12 protein-coding genes are annotated in these 15,459 nt (G+C 68.4%); 4 read left to right on the top strand and 8 right to left on the bottom strand.

Annotated features, from left to right (window positions below):
- Positions 1-1,029: aspartate-alanine antiporter-like transporter (locus ACWGUG_RS06365; RefSeq protein ID WP_452324173.1), on the top strand; the 1,029-nt coding region annotated here is incomplete at its 5' end.
- 288 nt (positions 1,030-1,317) lie between these two features.
- On the opposite strand, the gene ACWGUG_RS06360 is transcribed toward ACWGUG_RS06365, so the two are convergent.
- The 4 genes from ACWGUG_RS06360 to ACWGUG_RS06345 form a co-directional block, all read right to left on the bottom strand.
- Complete coding sequence (locus ACWGUG_RS06360; RefSeq protein ID WP_452324172.1) at positions 1,318-2,592, bottom strand: ABC transporter substrate-binding protein; 1,275 nt, start codon at positions 2,590-2,592, stop codon at positions 1,318-1,320.
- A 173-nt stretch (positions 2,593-2,765) separates the two neighbouring features.
- Positions 2,766-4,580 carry a class I mannose-6-phosphate isomerase gene (locus tag ACWGUG_RS06355; RefSeq protein WP_452324171.1) on the bottom strand — a complete coding sequence of 605 codons (1,815 nt, stop codon included), beginning with the start codon at positions 4,578-4,580 and terminating at the stop codon, positions 2,766-2,768.
- The gene (locus ACWGUG_RS06350) at positions 4,577-5,512 is read right to left on the bottom strand and encodes an ROK family protein (protein ID WP_452324170.1); all 936 of its coding nucleotides are present in this window, start codon (positions 5,510-5,512) and stop codon (positions 4,577-4,579) included. Before ACWGUG_RS06350 ends, ACWGUG_RS06355 begins: the two co-directional genes overlap by 4 nt.
- An 86-nt stretch (positions 5,513-5,598) precedes the next feature.
- The gene (locus tag ACWGUG_RS06345) at positions 5,599-6,639 is read right to left on the bottom strand and encodes a LacI family DNA-binding transcriptional regulator (protein ID WP_452324169.1); all 1,041 of its coding nucleotides are present in this window, start codon (positions 6,637-6,639) and stop codon (positions 5,599-5,601) included.
- Positions 6,640-6,945: 306 nt separating this feature from the next.
- On the opposite strand from ACWGUG_RS06345, the gene ACWGUG_RS06340 reads away from it, so the two are divergent.
- Positions 6,946-7,968: a DUF4185 domain-containing protein gene (locus tag ACWGUG_RS06340; protein ID WP_452324168.1), complete on the top strand. Its 1,023-nt coding sequence runs from the start codon at positions 6,946-6,948 to the stop codon at positions 7,966-7,968.
- Positions 7,969-8,030: 62 nt separating this feature from the next.
- Here the strand turns inward: ACWGUG_RS06340 and ACWGUG_RS06335 are convergent, their stop codons facing one another.
- Genes ACWGUG_RS06335 through ACWGUG_RS06320 form a run of 4 tightly spaced genes read right to left on the bottom strand, consistent with a single transcriptional unit; the run spans position 8,031 to position 12,516 of the window.
- Positions 8,031-9,248 carry a family 1 glycosylhydrolase gene (locus ACWGUG_RS06335; protein ID WP_452324167.1) on the bottom strand — a complete coding sequence of 406 codons (1,218 nt, stop codon included), beginning with the start codon at positions 9,246-9,248 and terminating at the stop codon, positions 8,031-8,033.
- Positions 9,249-9,291: 43 nt separating this feature from the next.
- Positions 9,292-10,188, bottom strand: coding sequence for a carbohydrate ABC transporter permease (locus ACWGUG_RS06330; protein ID WP_452324166.1), 897 nt, complete (start codon positions 10,186-10,188; stop codon positions 9,292-9,294).
- The gene (locus tag ACWGUG_RS06325; protein ID WP_452324165.1) at positions 10,188-11,126 is read right to left on the bottom strand and encodes a carbohydrate ABC transporter permease; all 939 of its coding nucleotides are present in this window, start codon (positions 11,124-11,126) and stop codon (positions 10,188-10,190) included. The genes ACWGUG_RS06330 and ACWGUG_RS06325 overlap by 1 nt, the downstream gene beginning before the upstream one ends.
- A gap of 55 nt (positions 11,127-11,181) precedes the next feature.
- A complete protein-coding gene (locus ACWGUG_RS06320; RefSeq protein ID WP_452324164.1) occupies positions 11,182-12,516 on the bottom strand; it encodes an ABC transporter substrate-binding protein in 1,335 nt (444 codons plus the stop codon).
- A gap of 135 nt (positions 12,517-12,651) precedes the next feature.
- On the opposite strand from ACWGUG_RS06320, the gene ACWGUG_RS06315 reads away from it, so the two are divergent.
- Together ACWGUG_RS06315 and ACWGUG_RS06310 are read left to right on the top strand one after the other, a co-directional pair.
- Positions 12,652-13,656, top strand: coding sequence for a LacI family DNA-binding transcriptional regulator (locus ACWGUG_RS06315; protein ID WP_452324163.1), 1,005 nt, complete (start codon positions 12,652-12,654; stop codon positions 13,654-13,656).
- Positions 13,653-15,458 carry a glycoside hydrolase family 2 protein gene (locus ACWGUG_RS06310; protein ID WP_452324162.1) on the top strand — a complete coding sequence of 602 codons (1,806 nt, stop codon included), beginning with the start codon at positions 13,653-13,655 and terminating at the stop codon, positions 15,456-15,458. Before ACWGUG_RS06315 ends, ACWGUG_RS06310 begins: the two co-directional genes overlap by 4 nt.
- Position 15,459 lies beyond the last annotated feature (1 nt).

Below are 15,459 nucleotides of genomic sequence, written 5' to 3'. Positions count from 1 at the left end.
CCGCTGCACACCCGACGCATCGAGGTCGAGCGCGCCGGTCTGCCGTCCGTGACGGACCTTCCGGGCAAGCTGGGCGTCGACGTGAGCATCTCGCGCATCGAGCACAAGGGCCGCCTGTACGTGCCGGCGGAGGGCGACACCATCGAGGTCGGCGACGTCGTGTCGGTCGTGGGCACCGAGGACGAGATCCCGGAGGCCGCGAAGCAGATCGGCACGCTGCTGCCGGGTGATCCGACGCACGACGGCCGGCTGGAGTTCCGCCGCATCTTCGTGTCGTCGGACACGGTCTGCGGCATCCCGCTGTCGCAGTTGCACCCGAAGATGAACGGCATGGTCATCACCCGCGTGCGCCGCGGTGACCTGGACATGGTGGCGTCGCCGGACATGAAGCTGGAGCTCGGCGACCGCGTACGTGTCGTGGCCACGCCGGACCGCATCAATTACGCGACGAAGTTCTTCGGCGACTCCTACAAGCGCCTGTCGGACGTCAACCTGTTCCCGCTGGTCCTGGGTCTGCTGCTCGGCGTGCTGCTGGGCATGATCCCGGTGCCGATCCCAGGTGGCGTGTCCATTTCGCTCGGCTCCGCCGGTGGTCCGCTGGTCGTCGCCCTGGTGCTCAGCGCCCTGGGCCGCACGGGCCCGCTGGTGTGGCCCATCCCCTACTCGGCGAACCTGGCGTTCCGCCAGGTCGGTCTGGCGCTGTTCCTCGCCGGCATCGGCACCACCGCCGGCGCGAGCTTCAAGGAGGCCCTGTCCGACCCGTCGTCGCTGACGGTGCTGGGCATGGCGGCGATCATCGCGCTGAGCTCCGCGATTCTGACGCTGGTCATCGGCCACAAGTTCCTGAAGATCCCCTTCGGCCAGACCGCCGGCATCCTCGCCGGCCTGCAGACCCACCCGGCGGTGCTGCAGTACGTCAACGACCACGCGAAGAACGAGCTGCCCGCGATGGGCTACTCCACGGTGTATCCGATGGCGATGATCGTGAAGATCATCATCGCCCAGCTGCTCGTGGTCGCACTGATGTAGCTGCGCCCGTGCCGGCGCAGCCCCACCGAGATTGATCCAACGGCGCCCGTGTTCCCGCAGCGGTCCCCGGGGCTCCCCTCATGCGGGGTGGCCGGAACGTGGGCTTCGCCTCATCTGCACCGCGGTTGCACGCCCCGCCGCACGCGGTCACGTGGCCGCCGCGCCCCCCGCCCCCCCCGCCCGCCCCCCCCCCCCCCCACCCGCACCCCCGCTCCGCCCCGCGCCCCCGCCCCCGCCCCCCCCCCGCCGCCCGCTCCCGTGGGGTCGTCTGAGCGAGCGCCATGCGATTTACTCCTGGTCGGCCCAGTACTTGTCCGCCTCGGCCTGGATGGCCTCGAGGAACGGCATCGGGTCGCCGGGGTTGGCGTTGAATGCACCGAACTGCTCGAGCGCGACGGTGAGGATCGGCGTGGGCGTCGCCTCGAAGTAGCGGGTGAACAGGGTGTGGCTGCCGTCGGCCACCGTGGTGCCGAGCTCGGAGAGCATCGGGTCGTTGACGGTCGCCTTCGGGTTGAAGGCCACATCGCCGCGGGCGGCGTTCCACGCGGTCTGGGCGTCAGGCGACATCCACCACTCGGAGTACGCCAGGCCGAGGTCCTTCTGCGTGGAGCTCTCCGCCACGCAGAGGGGACCGGACTCGACGGCCACAGGAGTGGTGCCGAGGTCGGCGTCCACCGCGGGGATGACGAACATGTCGTAGTCCTCGCCCGACACCATGCCGGCGCCGTCGAGCGAGCCGTTGAAGAACGAGCCGAAGTTGATCATCGCGAAGTCGCCCTGCTTGAGGCCGACCGCGGGGTCGACCGTGCTGCCGGCGTCGCTGAACCAGCCCTTCTCCTGCTGGTCGAGCCAGATGTTCATGATCTCGACGATCTCAGGGTCGGTGTACTTGACGTCACCGGTCGACAGGCCCTCGTAGAGGGCCGGGTCGGTGCCCGCGACGAGCTGCTGGAACCACTGGAACGTGAACAGGATGCTCGTCTGATAGTAGGGCGTGATTCCGGCGTCCTTGAGCGTCGTCGCCGCGGCATCGAGCTCTTCCCACGTCGTGGGCTCTTCGATGCCCTGCTCCTCGAAGATGTTCTTGTTGTAGTACATGACCCAGTACGCGATGTTCATGGGCACGCAGTACTGCTTGTCGTCGAACGTGTACTCGCTGCGAAGGTCTTCCGTCGCCCAGCCCTCGTCGATCGCCTTCGTCCAAAGATCGGTCGTCTCGGCGACGAGGCCCTCGTCGACGAGCTGCTTGAGCGAGTCGCCGGTGTGCCAGGTGAACAGCCCGGGGCTCTTCTGGGTGCGGAACGACTGCTTGATGAATGCGTCGTACTGCGCGGCATCCGAATAGCCGGTCGTGTTGAGGGTGATGTCGACGGCCTCTTCGCTGGTGGCGTTCAACTCGTCGAAATCGGGCTCCCACGCCGCCTTGTCGGTGTAGAAATCGAGCGTGCCGGTCGTGGCTGCGGCGGAGTCGTCGCGGCCTCCACCGCCCGAGCAGCCGGTCAGCAGCAGCGTGGCGGCGGTAAAGGCGGCGATGCCGGCTCCGGCCATGCGTCGTGACTTCACTGGAACTCCTTTGTCCTGGTTTGGTATCGTTACCAACCGCTCGCCCAAAGTACCAACTCGGATGAGCCGATGCAAGGCTGGGGCGGTCGGGTGCGGCAGACGCCGCGAGGATTGCTGTTCAGTTATGTGTCCGTTCGCCGCTTCCGATTGCCTCTCGGCGGCGCCCGGGGCGGTCAGCTGTCGCTGGAGCGCGTTCCGCGGACGTAGGCCTTGACCGTCGCGAACCGCTCGCTCCGGGAGTTCGGCGACCGTCGGATGACGTACGGACCCACCGCAGCGGGGACGATGAACGTCTCGGCGTAGTGGATCGTGTACGGGGCGAAGGCGCCGGCGGGGCTCACGACCTCGACCTCGTCGCCCTCCACGAGGTTGAGCACGTTGACCGTGCCGTCGGTGTCGTGCGCGGCCTCGTTCTCGAACCAGTGGCGGCGCGTCTCGATGAACTCGAGCTCGTGCAGGCCGGTCCGCTCCTCGACGAGCCCAGGCTCGCGACGGATCTCCTCAACCTGGCCGACCAGGTTGCGCTTCACCCACTCCGTGTCGCGGTCCCACTGAATGTTCCGTTCGCCGTGGTCGATGTGGACCGGGCGCGGTACACCGTCCAGGCCCACCCGGCCCCAGTCCCAGAGCTTGAACGTGAAGATGAACGGCGTTGCCGAGATCTCGAGGACCATCGAGTTCTCGCCGGAGCAGTGCACGGTGCCGGCCGGGATGGCGAAGTGGTCGTGCTTGCGTGCCGGGAACACGTTGACGTACTTCTCGGCGTCGAACGGATGCTCCCCGTCCGTCGCCGCGCGCAGGTCGGCGATCATCGCCTCGGGGTCGATTCCGGTCTTCACGCCGAGGTAGACGACGGCGTCGTCGGCGGCATCGAGCATGTAGTAGCTCTCGTCCTGCGTGTACGCCATGCCGAACGTGTCGCGGATGTACTCCGTGAGCGGATGCACCTGCAGGGAGAGGTTGCCGCCGCCCATCGTGTCGAGGAAGTCGAAGCGGATCGGGAACTCGGCGCCGAAGCGGGCATAGGTGCGGGCGCCGAGTAGCTCGCGCGGACGGCTGAGGACGAGGTCCATCGCGGGGATCTCGACGACGCGGCCACCGGCCTCGAGCAGGAGCGAGTTCTCCTCGGGTACGCAGTCGAAGCACCACGCGTAGTTGTGCGCGGCCGGGTCGAGGTCGAGTGTGTTCTTCATCCACTGGCCACCCCAGACCCCAGGATCGAAGAAGGGGACGACGCGGAACGGGCGGGCGGTCGCGCCGGCGAGCGCGCCGCGGAAGTCCGCACCGCGCACCGCGCCGGCGGCGTCGGGCGCCGCATTGCCGTCGACGAGCAGGTCCACCCGGTCGAACAGGGTGCGCTTGTGCCGGTCGGCGGCGCGCCACTCGACGAAGAAGCCGCGCTTGTACTTGCGGAGCACATCGAGGTCACCGTTGTGCGCGCGCCAGTTGGAGGCGCCGGCGCGCATCCGCTGCTGAATCTCCCAGCGCGCCATGTCGACGAGCACCAGCGCGTCCGCGCGGCGCCGGGCCGCGAGGTCGGCGCCCCAGCCGACGAGCACCGTGGGCGCGCTGCGCTCGTCCACCCGCTGCTGCAGCGCGGCGAGGCGGTCGGCGTCGTAGAACTCGTCGACGGTGAAGTGGCTCATGACGCCGAAGACTCGGTCGTCGGTGAGGTTGCGCCCGATGAGCGCGTCGATGGCCGCGGGGTCGGCCGCCGCCGCCTCCTCGACGTCGATGACCTCCGCGTCGGGCAGTGCCGCGCGGATCCGTGCGGCGATCGCCGCGACGTCGCCGCCGGGATACACATCCACCGCGATGAGCGGATGACCCGTCACAACGGAGGCGATGTCCATCGCGGCCTTCCACGCGTCGTCGCCGACGAGCACCTCGCTGCCAGCCGGCAGCGGCACCGTCGGCAGCTTCTCGTAGCTGCTCCGGTCGTCGAGCATGTAGTCCTCGAGCGGGACGCCCCGCGTCTCAACGGTCATGGCCGTCCTTTGCTTTCGTGTTCGCGTGCGAGTGCTGCCAGTCCGCGGAGGACCGAAGTGGAGGGGTTGTCGGGGGTGACGAAGGGAGGACGGAACGACGACGACCACAGGTCGGCGTGCACCCGGTCCCGGAGCGCAGGGAGGATGACGTCGCCGGAGCGCATGACGCCGCCGGTCACGACCACGACATCGGGGTCGAAGGCATGGCACTGGGTCACGACGACGGCGGCCCATGTGCGGATGTACCGGTCGAGGATGGCGGCGGACTCCGCCTCGTCGCGGGTCTCGATGACATCGCGGATGCCGATCCCGCTGTATTCGGCGCGACGGGCGGCGAGCGCGGGGCCGAGCGCGAGCTCCCCCACAGCGGCCGCGGCATTCAGCGCCCACGTGCTGGCCAGCGCCTCCGCGCAGCCGATGTTGCCGCACGGACACCGCGGGCCGTCGAGATCGACGGTGACGTGGCCGCCGAGGATGGCGCCGTGACCGTGGCGACCCCGCACGATACGGCCGTCGAGGATCGCAGCGGTGCCGATCCCCGTGCCCAGCACGATGAGCACGGCGTCGCGCGCGCCGCGCGCGCTGCCGTCGGCGACCTCGCCGATGAGCGCGGCTCGGGCATCGTTCTCGACGACGGCACGGCATCCGAACCGGTCCTCCGACCAGGCGGCGAGGTCGACGTCGTGCAGCGAGGCGTACTTGCCGTGAGCTGCCAGCAGGCTCGATGTGCGGGGATCGACCACGCCGGGAACGGCGATGCCGATCGATGAGGGGGCCTCCCCACCGAGCAGTGCATCGATCCGTCCTGCGATGTCCTCGAGGCCGATCTGCCCGTCGACGGTGGCGAACTCGTCGCCGGCCACGATGGCACCGGATTCGAAGACGCCGAGCTTGACGGCGGTGCCGCCGAGGTCGATTGCCAGCGTGCGCACTGCGGTCCTCCTCGACGTCGCGGGGTGAGCGATTGGTATCGTTACCATAGCGAGCGGTTCGATGCGAGGCAAGTCCGAGGCATCCGTCACTCGGTGGGAGCCGCCGGCGCGACGCGAACAGGCATCTCGACGATGCGCGCCGGTCCGTCATGGCGCGCGCCGCTGCCGAGGCGGGACAGGAGCAGCCGCGCCGCTTCCCGCCCGAGCTGGCGGGGATCGTGGCCGACGATCGTCACCGGCACCGGCATCAGCTCGGCGAGCTCGAAGTCGTCGAAGCTCACCAGCGCGGGCATCTCCCCCGTTGTCGCGCCGCTTCGCAGCCGCCGGCCGATCTCGCGGAGCGCGTCGATGCTGTTGCGGTTGTTCGCGCTGAAGATCGCCGTCGGCGGCTCGGCGAGATCGAGCAGGCGTCGGATCCCGCCGCCGGCCGGTCCGGCATCCTCGTGCTCGCGCAGCACGAGATCCGGGTCGGGGCGTATGCCGCGCTCCTCGAGGGCGCGCACATAGCCCTCGTATCGACGCGCCCCGGTGAAGGCCGAGCTGACGTAGCCGAGGTAGCCGATCCGGGTGTGACCCGCGTCGAGCAGCGCGAGCGTACCGCAGTACGCGCCGCCGACATCGTCCAGCAGCACGACGTCGACGTCGAGTCCGTAGATGCGTCGCGAGGCCAGGACGAGCGGAACGTCGCCGAGCCGCTCGGGCTGCAGATGATCCGAGGGACCCCCCGCCGGCACCAGTACGAGCCCTTCCACCTGACGACCGAGGAAGTCCGCGACGAGCTGCCGCTCGCGCGCGGGGTCGCCACCGGTGTTGCCGAGCACGATGCGCCGGCCCGTCTCGGCCGCGACCTCCTCGACACCGAGCGCGAAGTTGCCGTAGTAGGGGTTGCCCAGATTGGTGATGGCGACGCCGATGAGACCGCTTGCTTGGCCGGGGCGGAGGATCCGCGCATTCTCGTTCCGGCGGTAGCCGAGCTCGCGGACCGAGGCGAGCACCCGCTCCTGCAGGTCGGGCCGCACATTCGCGCCGCCCGCGAGGGTGCGGGAGACCGTCATCGGGCTCACACCGGCGTGCCGGGCCACCTCTTTGACGGTCGGCGGCTTGCCGTGTGAGCCGACACCGACCATGTGCGTTCCTCTCGCCTCGTCGCCGGATTCACCGTATACCGCGCTCTGGATGCCATGGCGGGAAGTTCACCGAGGGGGCTGGTCCAGAGCGATGAGCCTTGCTACGCTCCCTGCTTGGTAACGTTAACAGGAACGGGATGCTCCCGCATCGCGTTCCCTGACCGGCAAAGGTGCCGGGGAGGGCATATCGACATGCTTCAGGCAACACGAGCCCGAGCGGGACGGATGGCTGCCGCCTCCGTGCTGGGCGCAACAGGGCTCTTGGCGACATCCATTCCGCTTTCCGCAGCGGCAGCTCCTACGTGCGTGGACGTCACAGCGGCCGTCGACGAGCAGCTGCGGGACCGCTTCGGGCAGTACGGCGACACCGCCGGGCAGTGGACCGGCGCGGACTCCGCCTACAGCGTGGAGCTGCCTGACGGACGAACCGCATGGATCTACTCCGACACGTTCCTGGGGGAAGTGAACGAGACGCATGGGCGTCCCCTGGACTCGCCGTTCATCCACAACTCGATCAACGTGGACGACGGCGGCGAGATCACGACCTACACCGGCGGCACCCCGGAAGCCCCCGAGTCCCTCGTCAAGGTCGCCGGCGCCGATGAGGCCCGCGACTGGTACTGGTTCGGCGATGCGACCGTCCATGGTGACGAGCTGCAGGTGCTGCTCGTCGAGTTCGTGAAGACCGGTGACACGATGTGGGACTTCGCGTTCGCCGGCAACGGCGTGGCGACCTTCGATGCGTCGACCCTCGAGCTGATCTCGGTCGACGAGATCCAGACGGACGGCATCAACTGGGGCTCCGCGATCTACGAGAACACGGAGGACGGTTACACCTACGTCTACGGCGTGGAGGACCTTGGTGCTCAGAAGTTCGCCCACCTCGCGCGGGTGGCCGGCGGCGACCTCGCCGATGGTCAGTGGGAGTATCTCGGCGACGAGGGCTGGTCGACCGACCACGCCACCACGAAGCGGATCCTGGAAGGCGTCTCCAACGAGTTCAGCGTCAGCAGCTTCCAGGGCCGCTTCACCCTCGTCACCGGCGACGCGACCGAGATCCTCAGCTCGAAGATCGTGATGTACCGGAGCACCAGCCTGGAAGGTCCGTGGACCGGCAAAACGGTCCTCTACTCCACGCCGGAGACAGGCGGGAACATCTTCACCTACAACGCCAAGGCGCACCCCGAACTCGGTGACGGTCACACGCTGCTGGTGACGTACAACGTGAACAGCTTCGACACGAACGACCTCTACACCGAGGTGGACAACTACCGGCCCCGCTACGTGACGGTCGACGCGAAGATCAGCAACAGCAGCCACTGCCGCTGACGCGCGCATGTCGAGGAGCCCTCACCGACCACGGTGGGGGCTCCTTCACGACGCGCCGGCGGCTACTTCCCCGGTCGCGTTGCCAGGTCGCGGAAGACGTCGAACGCCTCGTTCTTGACGCGCTCGAGCCCTTGGTCCGCGCCGCGCACGAGGTCGACGAGCCCGAACTCCCGGAACCAGTCGTCCGGCTTCTTCTGGTCGAACTGGTACAGCCAGTCGACCAGCGTGAAGAAGGGGAACCACGTGTAGCCCACGATGGCCTTCCCCTCGGCGCGCAGCGCCTCGACCTCGGCGGTCGACTCCCGCAGCCACGCGATCTTCTCCTCGGGGCTGCCCACGAGTGAGGTCTCTGTGACGGCGAGCGGGGCGTCGTAGCGCGACGAGTACAGCTCGATCAGCTCGCGCAGCCCGGCGACACCCGCCCGCACGGGGACGAACGTCCCCTCCTCCACACGTCCCTTGGTGAAGTGCGGGTAGTAGTTGACGCCGATCACGTCCGGCTGCACCGCGTTGTCGCGGAACCACTGCAGGTCGGCGTCGGTCACGCCGTGGCCGGCGAGCCATCCTCGAAGCGGCGATGTGTCATCGACCCGTCCCGTGATGAGGTCCAGCGCGAGGAACCGGCGCTGATCGAGGACCTCCCGCGGTTCGGGCGTCGTCTCGCCGTCGTAGAGGAAGCCCGCGTCGACGTGCACGAAAGTGGCGTCGGGGTGGACGGCGGCGATCTCCTGCTGCGTGCGCACCATGCCCCGCGCGAGCGCCATCAGCACCTTCACGAAACCGTCCTGTCCGCGCAGGTACGGAGGCCAGGCACCGTTCTGGCCGCACCATTCGGCGTTCACCGCGGGCTCGTTCAACGGCGTGTAGTCGGTCCACGTGTCGCGGTACCGCTCTGCGACGGCCCGCCCGTATGCCGCCACGCGCTCGGGGTACGACGCGTTGAGGAATGAGTTCTCGAGCCACAGCGGCGTGCCGTAGTGCATCAGGTCGACGATGCAGCGCAGCCCCAGTTCTCTCATCCTCCCGGCGACCTGGTCGATCCACGACCAGTCGAACTCGCCCGGTCGCGGCTCGACGAGGTACCAGGGGATCCCCCACCGCACGAACTCGGCACCGCTCTCGGCGACGAGATCGAGATCCTCACGCCACCGGGAGTAGTGCTGGGTGAGCTCGTACTCGTCGAGCTTGCGGTGGCCGACCGCTTCCTGCGGGATGAACGTGTCTTCGATGCCGACGCCGTAGCGAAGGCGGCCGTCGGCGAACCAGGAGACGTCGCTCACGCGGCATCCTTTCGTGTGAGGGGACAGGAACGAGGTCCGGCGGTCATTTGAGACCCGTGGTGGCGATGCCGGCGACGAAGCTCCGCTGGATCAGCAGGAAGAAGATGACCACCGGCAGCAGCGCGAGCAGCGAGCCCGCCATGAGCAGCCCGTACTCGACCACGTGCTGACCCATGAAGAGCGCAAGACCCGCGGGAAGCGTCGAGGTCTCCACCGACGACGACATCACGAGGGGCCACAGCAGGTCGTTCCAGTTGTACTGGAAGTGGAAGAGCCCGAGGGTCAGCAGAGCGGGGCGCGCCAGCGGCATGATGATGCCCCAGTAGATCCGCCACTCGGATGCCCCGTCCATACGCGCCGCCTCTTCGAGGTCCTTCGGCAGCGAGAGGAAGAACTGCGTGAGGAAGAAGATGCCGAAGGCGTTCGTCATGCGCGGGATGATGAGGCCCGGGAGCGTGTTCGTCAGGCCCATTCCGCTCAGCATGTCGTACAGCGGGATCAGCGTCACCTGGAACGGCAGCATGAGCAGCAGCAGGATGAGCACGAACACGATACCCCGGCCCTTGAAGGGGATCCGCGCGAGGGCATAGGCGGCCATCGAGTCGAACAGCAGCGAGATCAGCGTCACACCGCCGGCGAAGATGATCGTGTTCAGGTAGAGGCGCGCGAAGGGGATGCGCTCCCACACCTCGACGAAGTGATCCAGGGTGAGTTCGCGCGGCCACAGCGTGGGCGGATAGCTCACGATGTCGGCTTCCGGCTTGAACGCGGTGAAGACCATCCAGATGATCGGCAGGAGCACGACCAGGCCGGTGAGGATGGACGTGATCGCCAGCAGCCAGCGGCCGGTGCGGCCCCTCGTGTCACGAGGGCGGCGGCGAGGGGCCGACGGCGGCCGGGTCGCGGCATCCGTCGATCTCGTCAGAGTGGGTGCGGACATCAGTAGGTCACCTGCTTACGACGGAGGAAGCCGAACTGGATCATCGAGAGGACGAACACGAAGACCAGCAGCACGAACGAGATGGCGGAGGCGTAGCCGAAGCGGAGCTCTTGGAAGCCCTCGCGGTAGATGAGCATGACCAGCGTCTCGGTGCGGAAGAAGGGACCGCCGCGCGTCATCACCCAGATCTGATCGAAGGCCTGGAGCGTCGCGATCAACGCGAGCACCGAGACCAGGAGCGTCTGGTTCGACAGCAGCGGCAGGGTGATGCTGCGGAAACGCTGCCACGGTCCTGCTCCGTCCAGGCGCGCGGCCTCGTACATGTCGACCGGGATCGACTGGAGCCCCGCGAGGTAGATCACCATGTAGAAGCCCACGTTCTTCCAGACGCCGACGATCATCACGGCGGCCATGGCGTAGCGCGGGTCGGTCAGCCACCCCTGCTCAGGCGTGATGCCGATCAAGCTGAGCCAGTACGAGAGCAGGCCGATGTTGGGATCGAGCAGGAACGCCCACGCGATCGCGATGATCCCCAGCGACACGATGAACGGCAGGAAGATCGCGGTGCGCGCGAAGGCCCGCCCCGTGAAGCTCCGGTTGAGCATCAGCGCGAACAGCAGCGCGAGGACGACGGTGACCGGCGTGACGACGAGCGCGTACAGGACGGTGTTGCCGAACGCGTTCCAGAACGCCGGGTCCTGGAGCAGCTCGGCGTAGTTCGCGAGACCCACCCACTCGGCGGCGCGGATGAGGTTGTAGTCGGTGAGAGAGAGGTACACCGCCTGCGCCATCGGGTACAGCGTGAAGGCGAGGAGCACCAGCAGCGCGGGCGTGAGGAACAGCCACGCCGTCAGCGCGCGGCGGCCGTTCGCGCGCAGACCGCGGCGGCGAGGAGGAGCTGTCGTGCCGGGCGGCGCCGGCGCGATGGTCGTCGTCATGTGAGACCTTTCCGAGGAGCGGGCGGCGGACCGGGCCGCCGCCCGCCTCGTGTGGTTACTTGTCCAGTTCCGCCTGCACCTGGGTGGACGCCTCCGTGAAGATGTCCTGCACGGTGCCTTCGCCGTTGAGCGCCCGCTGCAGGGCCGGGGTGAAGACGGTCTCGAGGATCGGGCCGCCGGCGGCGATGCCGGGCATGAGCACGCGAGCGCTCTCGGCGACCTCGGGGGCCCCGAAGATCGCCGGGTAGGGGCTCTCGGTCACCTGGTCGGCGACGTCGGCGCGCGTGGGCGGGAAGCCCGAGCCGTTGGCCCACGTCGTCTGACCCTCCACCGAGTTCCAGTACGCGAAGAACTCGTACGCGGCCTCCTTCTTGGCGTCGCTGGTGTTCGACGGGAGCCCCATCGACACGACGTCGGCGAGCACGGCGTCCTCGGACGGCCCGGCGAACGGCTTGGCGAGTCCGTAGTTCAGCCCCGCTTCGTCGAAGCCGGTGGTCATCCACGGCCCGACGATCTCGATGGCCGCCTTGCCGGTCTGGAACAGCTTGTCGGCGTCGGCGCCGTTCAGGCCCACCGGAGCGGCCTTCTGCTCGCGGACCAGCGAGACCCAGAATTCGAGAGCCTCGATCGATTCGGGGTCGCCGAGCAGGGAGGTCGTGCCGTCCTCCGAGACGATGCCGCCACCGGTGCCCCACAGCAGCGAGGGGAAGATCGGGACGGTCTCGTGGTCGGCGAGGGCGATCGCGTACTGCTCGGGCTTGCCGTCGCCGTTCTCGTCGACCGTGAGCTGCGGAACCATCGCCGCGAACTCGTCCCACGTCGTCGGCGGCGCCTCGGGGTCGAGTCCCGCGGCCGAGAAGAGGTCCTTGTTGTAGAACATCATCATGGTCGCGTAGTTGACGGGGACGCCGTAGTTCTCGCCGTCGAACATGGATGCCTCGACCGCGGCCGTGGCCAGCGCATCGGTCTCGTGATCGGGGTCTTCGTAGTAGTCGTCCAGCGGCATGAAGAGACCTTCGTCCGCGAACTGCGGCATGCGCGTCGCCGACATCGCGACGATGTCGGGCCCGTCGTTGCCCGCGACCGAGGTGAGCACCTTCTGGTAGAGCGTGTCCCACGGCATGATGTTGGCCTTCACCTCGACCTCGTCCTGCGAGGCGTTGAAGTCGGCGATCACCTGCTCCAGCGCGGGGCCGTCCGGACCCGTGAAGCCGTTCCAGAAGTCGAGGACGATCTTGCCGTCGGCGTTCGTCTCGTCCTGGGCGCCTCCCGATCCCTGGCCCGCGCATCCCGCGAGGGCGACCGCGACGGCGCTGAGCGTGGCGATCGTCAGAGCGGCCTTGCGGTTTCGTCCGCGAGCACCCGCGGACCTGGTCTGCTGTGACTTCATCGATCAATCCCTTCGAGTTTCCGTTCAACGTTGAACGAACGGACCGATTACCGTTATACATGACTGGTAATCGTTGAACAAGCGTCGCCGTCGTGACAGTCTGAACGGCGCCGCGAACGAAGGGAAGGGGCACCGATGCCACGGACCACCCTGAAAGACGTCGCCGACCGCGTCGGCGTTTCCGCCAAGACCGTGTCGAACGTGGTCAACGGAACCGGGTGGGTGACCGACGAGCTCCGCGACCGGGTGCGTGCCGCTCTCGTCGAACTCGGCTACCGCCCCAACGCCGCGGCCCGTCAGCTCCGGAGCGGACGCAGCGGAATGATCGCACTCGCCATCCCCGAACTCAGCCAGCCCTACTTCGCCGAGCTCGCCGCCGAACTCGTGCGAGCTGCACAGGAGCGATCGATCACCGTGCTCGTCAACCAGACCGACGGCAGAGCCGACGCCGAGCGACGCATCAGCGACGGCATCGACGCACCGGTCATGGACGGGCTGATCATGAGCCCGCTCGCGCTGGGCGCCCGCGACCTCGAAGGCCGGCTCGACACCACGCCACTGGTGCTGCTGGGCGAGCACATCGGCGAGAGCGCGTTCCCGCACGTCACGGTGGACAACACGGCCGCCGCGAAGGCCGCGACGGCGCACCTGCTCGAACAGGGCTGTCGGCGCATCGCGGCGATCGGTGCTCAGAGCTCGGGTCCGAACGAGACCTCGCTGCTGCGCCTCGCCGGATACTCCGCCGCCCTCGAGGAGGCGGGGATCGACGTCGACGACCGCCTCGTCGCCTATGTCGACGAGTACCACCGCGCCGACGGCGCCGCCGCCGCCCGCCGGCTGATCGACGCCGGCGTCGACTTCGACGGGGTCTTCGCGTTCAACGACCTCCTCGCGCTCGGGGCGATGCACGTGCTGGTCACCTCCGGCATCCGCGTGCCCGACGACGTCGCGGTCATCGGCTTCGACGACATCGACGAAGCCCGCTACAGCACGCCGACCCTCAGCTCCGTGGCGCCCGATACTGCGGCGCTCGCACGAAAGGCGATCGACCTGCTCTTCGAAGACCCGCCCACGCAGGGCATCCACACCGTCGGCCACACCATCGCGCACCGCGCGAGCACGAGAGGCGCTTCCGAATGATCAACGCACAGTGGCAGTTCAGCGGCGTGGACGCCACATCGCAGGACGGCACCTACCCGCGGCCGCAGCTCGTGCGACCGGCATGGCTCGACCTGGGCGGCGAGTGGGAGTTCGCCCGCGACGACGACCTCAGCCGCACGGTGGACGACGTCGAGTTCACGCGCACGATCGTCGTGCCGTTCCCGCCCGAATCGCCCGCCTCGGGCATCCACGAGACGGACTTCCTGCCCTGTGTCTGGTACCGACGCACCCTGGGGGCGGACGATCTCCGGGCTGCCGGCTGGCCGTCCCAGGGGCGCCGCGTGCTGCTGCACTTCGGAGCGGTCGACCATTCGGCGACCGTGTGGGTCAACGGCCGGCTCGTCGCGACGCACGAAGGCGGTCAGTCCCCGTTCGTGGCCGACATCACCGCGGTGATCGACCCCGACGGTGAGAATGTGCTCGTCGTCCGCGCGGTCGACCTCCCGGACGACGTCTCGGTCTTGCGAGGCAAGCAGGACTGGCACGAGCAGCCGCACTCGATCTGGTACCACCGCACGACCGGCATCTGGCAGCCCGTCTGGCTCGAGTGCGTCCCGGATGCGTCCGTGGACGCCCTCACCTGGCGCAGCGACCTCCCCACCGCTTCCGTCCTCATCGACGTCGCCCTCGACGGTCGCCCTCCCGAGGACTCATGGGTCGCTGTGGCGATCTCCCACCAGGGGGTGACCCTCGCCGAGGCTCGCGTCCGCACCATGGGCGGGTCCGTCTGCCCCATCAGGCTGGTGATTCCCGCCCAGCTGAACGGACAGCAGTACGAGGAGCTGCTGTGGCGGCCCGAGAAGCCCACCCTGCTGCGGGCGACGGTCGCCCTTGAAAGTGCCGACGGAGCGTCGATCGACGTCGTCGGCAGCTACGTCGGCTTGCGAAGCGTGGACGCGTGCGCCGATCACCTCCTGCTCAACGACCGCCCGACGACCATTCGCGCCGTCCTCGCCCAGAACTACTGGCCGCAGACGCATCTCGCCGCGACACCCGAGATGCTCCGCCGCGAAGTGGAGCTGATCCTCGAGCTGGGGTTCAACACCGCACGGGTGCATCAGAAGGCCGAAGACCCCCGGTTCCTGTACTGGGCTGACCGGCTCGGGCTCATGATCTGGGCCGAGACCGCCAGCGCGTATGCCTTCGACGCGCGGGCGATCGGGAGCCTGGTCAGAGAGTGGACGGACATCGTCGCGCGGGACCTGTCCCATCCCTGCATCATCGTCTGGGTACCGCTCAACGAGAGCTGGGGCGTGCAGCACATCTCGCACGATGCGCGACAGCGCGCACTGAGCAGATCGATCACCGACCTGACACGGGCTCTGGACGGTACGCGACCGGTCGTCTCGAACGACGGCTGGGAGCACACGTCATCGGATCTGTGGACGATCCACGACTACGAGGCCGATCCCGCTGTGCTCGCCCAGAGGTATGGGGACGACGCGAGCGTCGCCGCCTTGCTGGACGGCTTCGGCCCGGCCGGGCGGCGCATGTCGCTGGAGGCGGCCCGGCCCGCCAAGCCCGTGCTCCTCACGGAGTTCGGGGGCGTGAGCCTCGCGACCGGGTCCGAGAAGGACTGGGGCTACTCCACCGCGGCCGATGTCGACGCCTTCGAGAAGCAGGTGAGCGCGATCCTGCACGCGGTGCGCACGGCCGACGGCCTCGCGGGGTTCTGCTACACGCAGCTGACCGACACCGGTCAGGAGACCAACGGGCTGTTGTTCGAGGATCGCTCGCCCAAGTTCGCCGTCGAGCGCATCCGCGCCGCCGTGCGCGGCTGAC

Source organism: Microbacterium sp. NPDC055455, assembly GCF_053619935.1.
The sequence above is the reverse complement of the archived record's forward strand: the minus strand, read 5'-3'. Positions and strand labels throughout refer to the sequence as shown.

What these genes read in the sequence shown, in the direction of transcription:
- ACWGUG_RS06355 (WP_452324171.1), bottom strand. Translation starts at nt 4,580, where the DNA reads ATGACCGTTGAGACGCGGGGCGTCCCGCTCGAGGACTACATGCTCGAC.
- ACWGUG_RS06345 (WP_452324169.1), bottom strand. Translation starts at nt 6,639, where the DNA reads ATGGTCGGTGTCGGCTCACACGGCAAGCCGCCGACCGTCAAAGAGGTG.
- ACWGUG_RS06330 (WP_452324166.1), bottom strand. Translation starts at nt 10,188, where the DNA reads ATGTCCGCACCCACTCTGACGAGATCGACGGATGCCGCGACCCGGCCG.
- ACWGUG_RS06325 (WP_452324165.1), bottom strand. Translation starts at nt 11,126, where the DNA reads ATGACGACGACCATCGCGCCGGCGCCGCCCGGCACGACAGCTCCTCCT.
- ACWGUG_RS06320 (WP_452324164.1), bottom strand. Translation starts at nt 12,516, where the DNA reads ATGAAGTCACAGCAGACCAGGTCCGCGGGTGCTCGCGGACGAAACCGC.
- ACWGUG_RS06315 (WP_452324163.1), top strand. Translation starts at nt 12,652, where the DNA reads ATGCCACGGACCACCCTGAAAGACGTCGCCGACCGCGTCGGCGTTTCC.
- ACWGUG_RS06310 (WP_452324162.1), top strand. Translation starts at nt 13,653, where the DNA reads ATGATCAACGCACAGTGGCAGTTCAGCGGCGTGGACGCCACATCGCAG.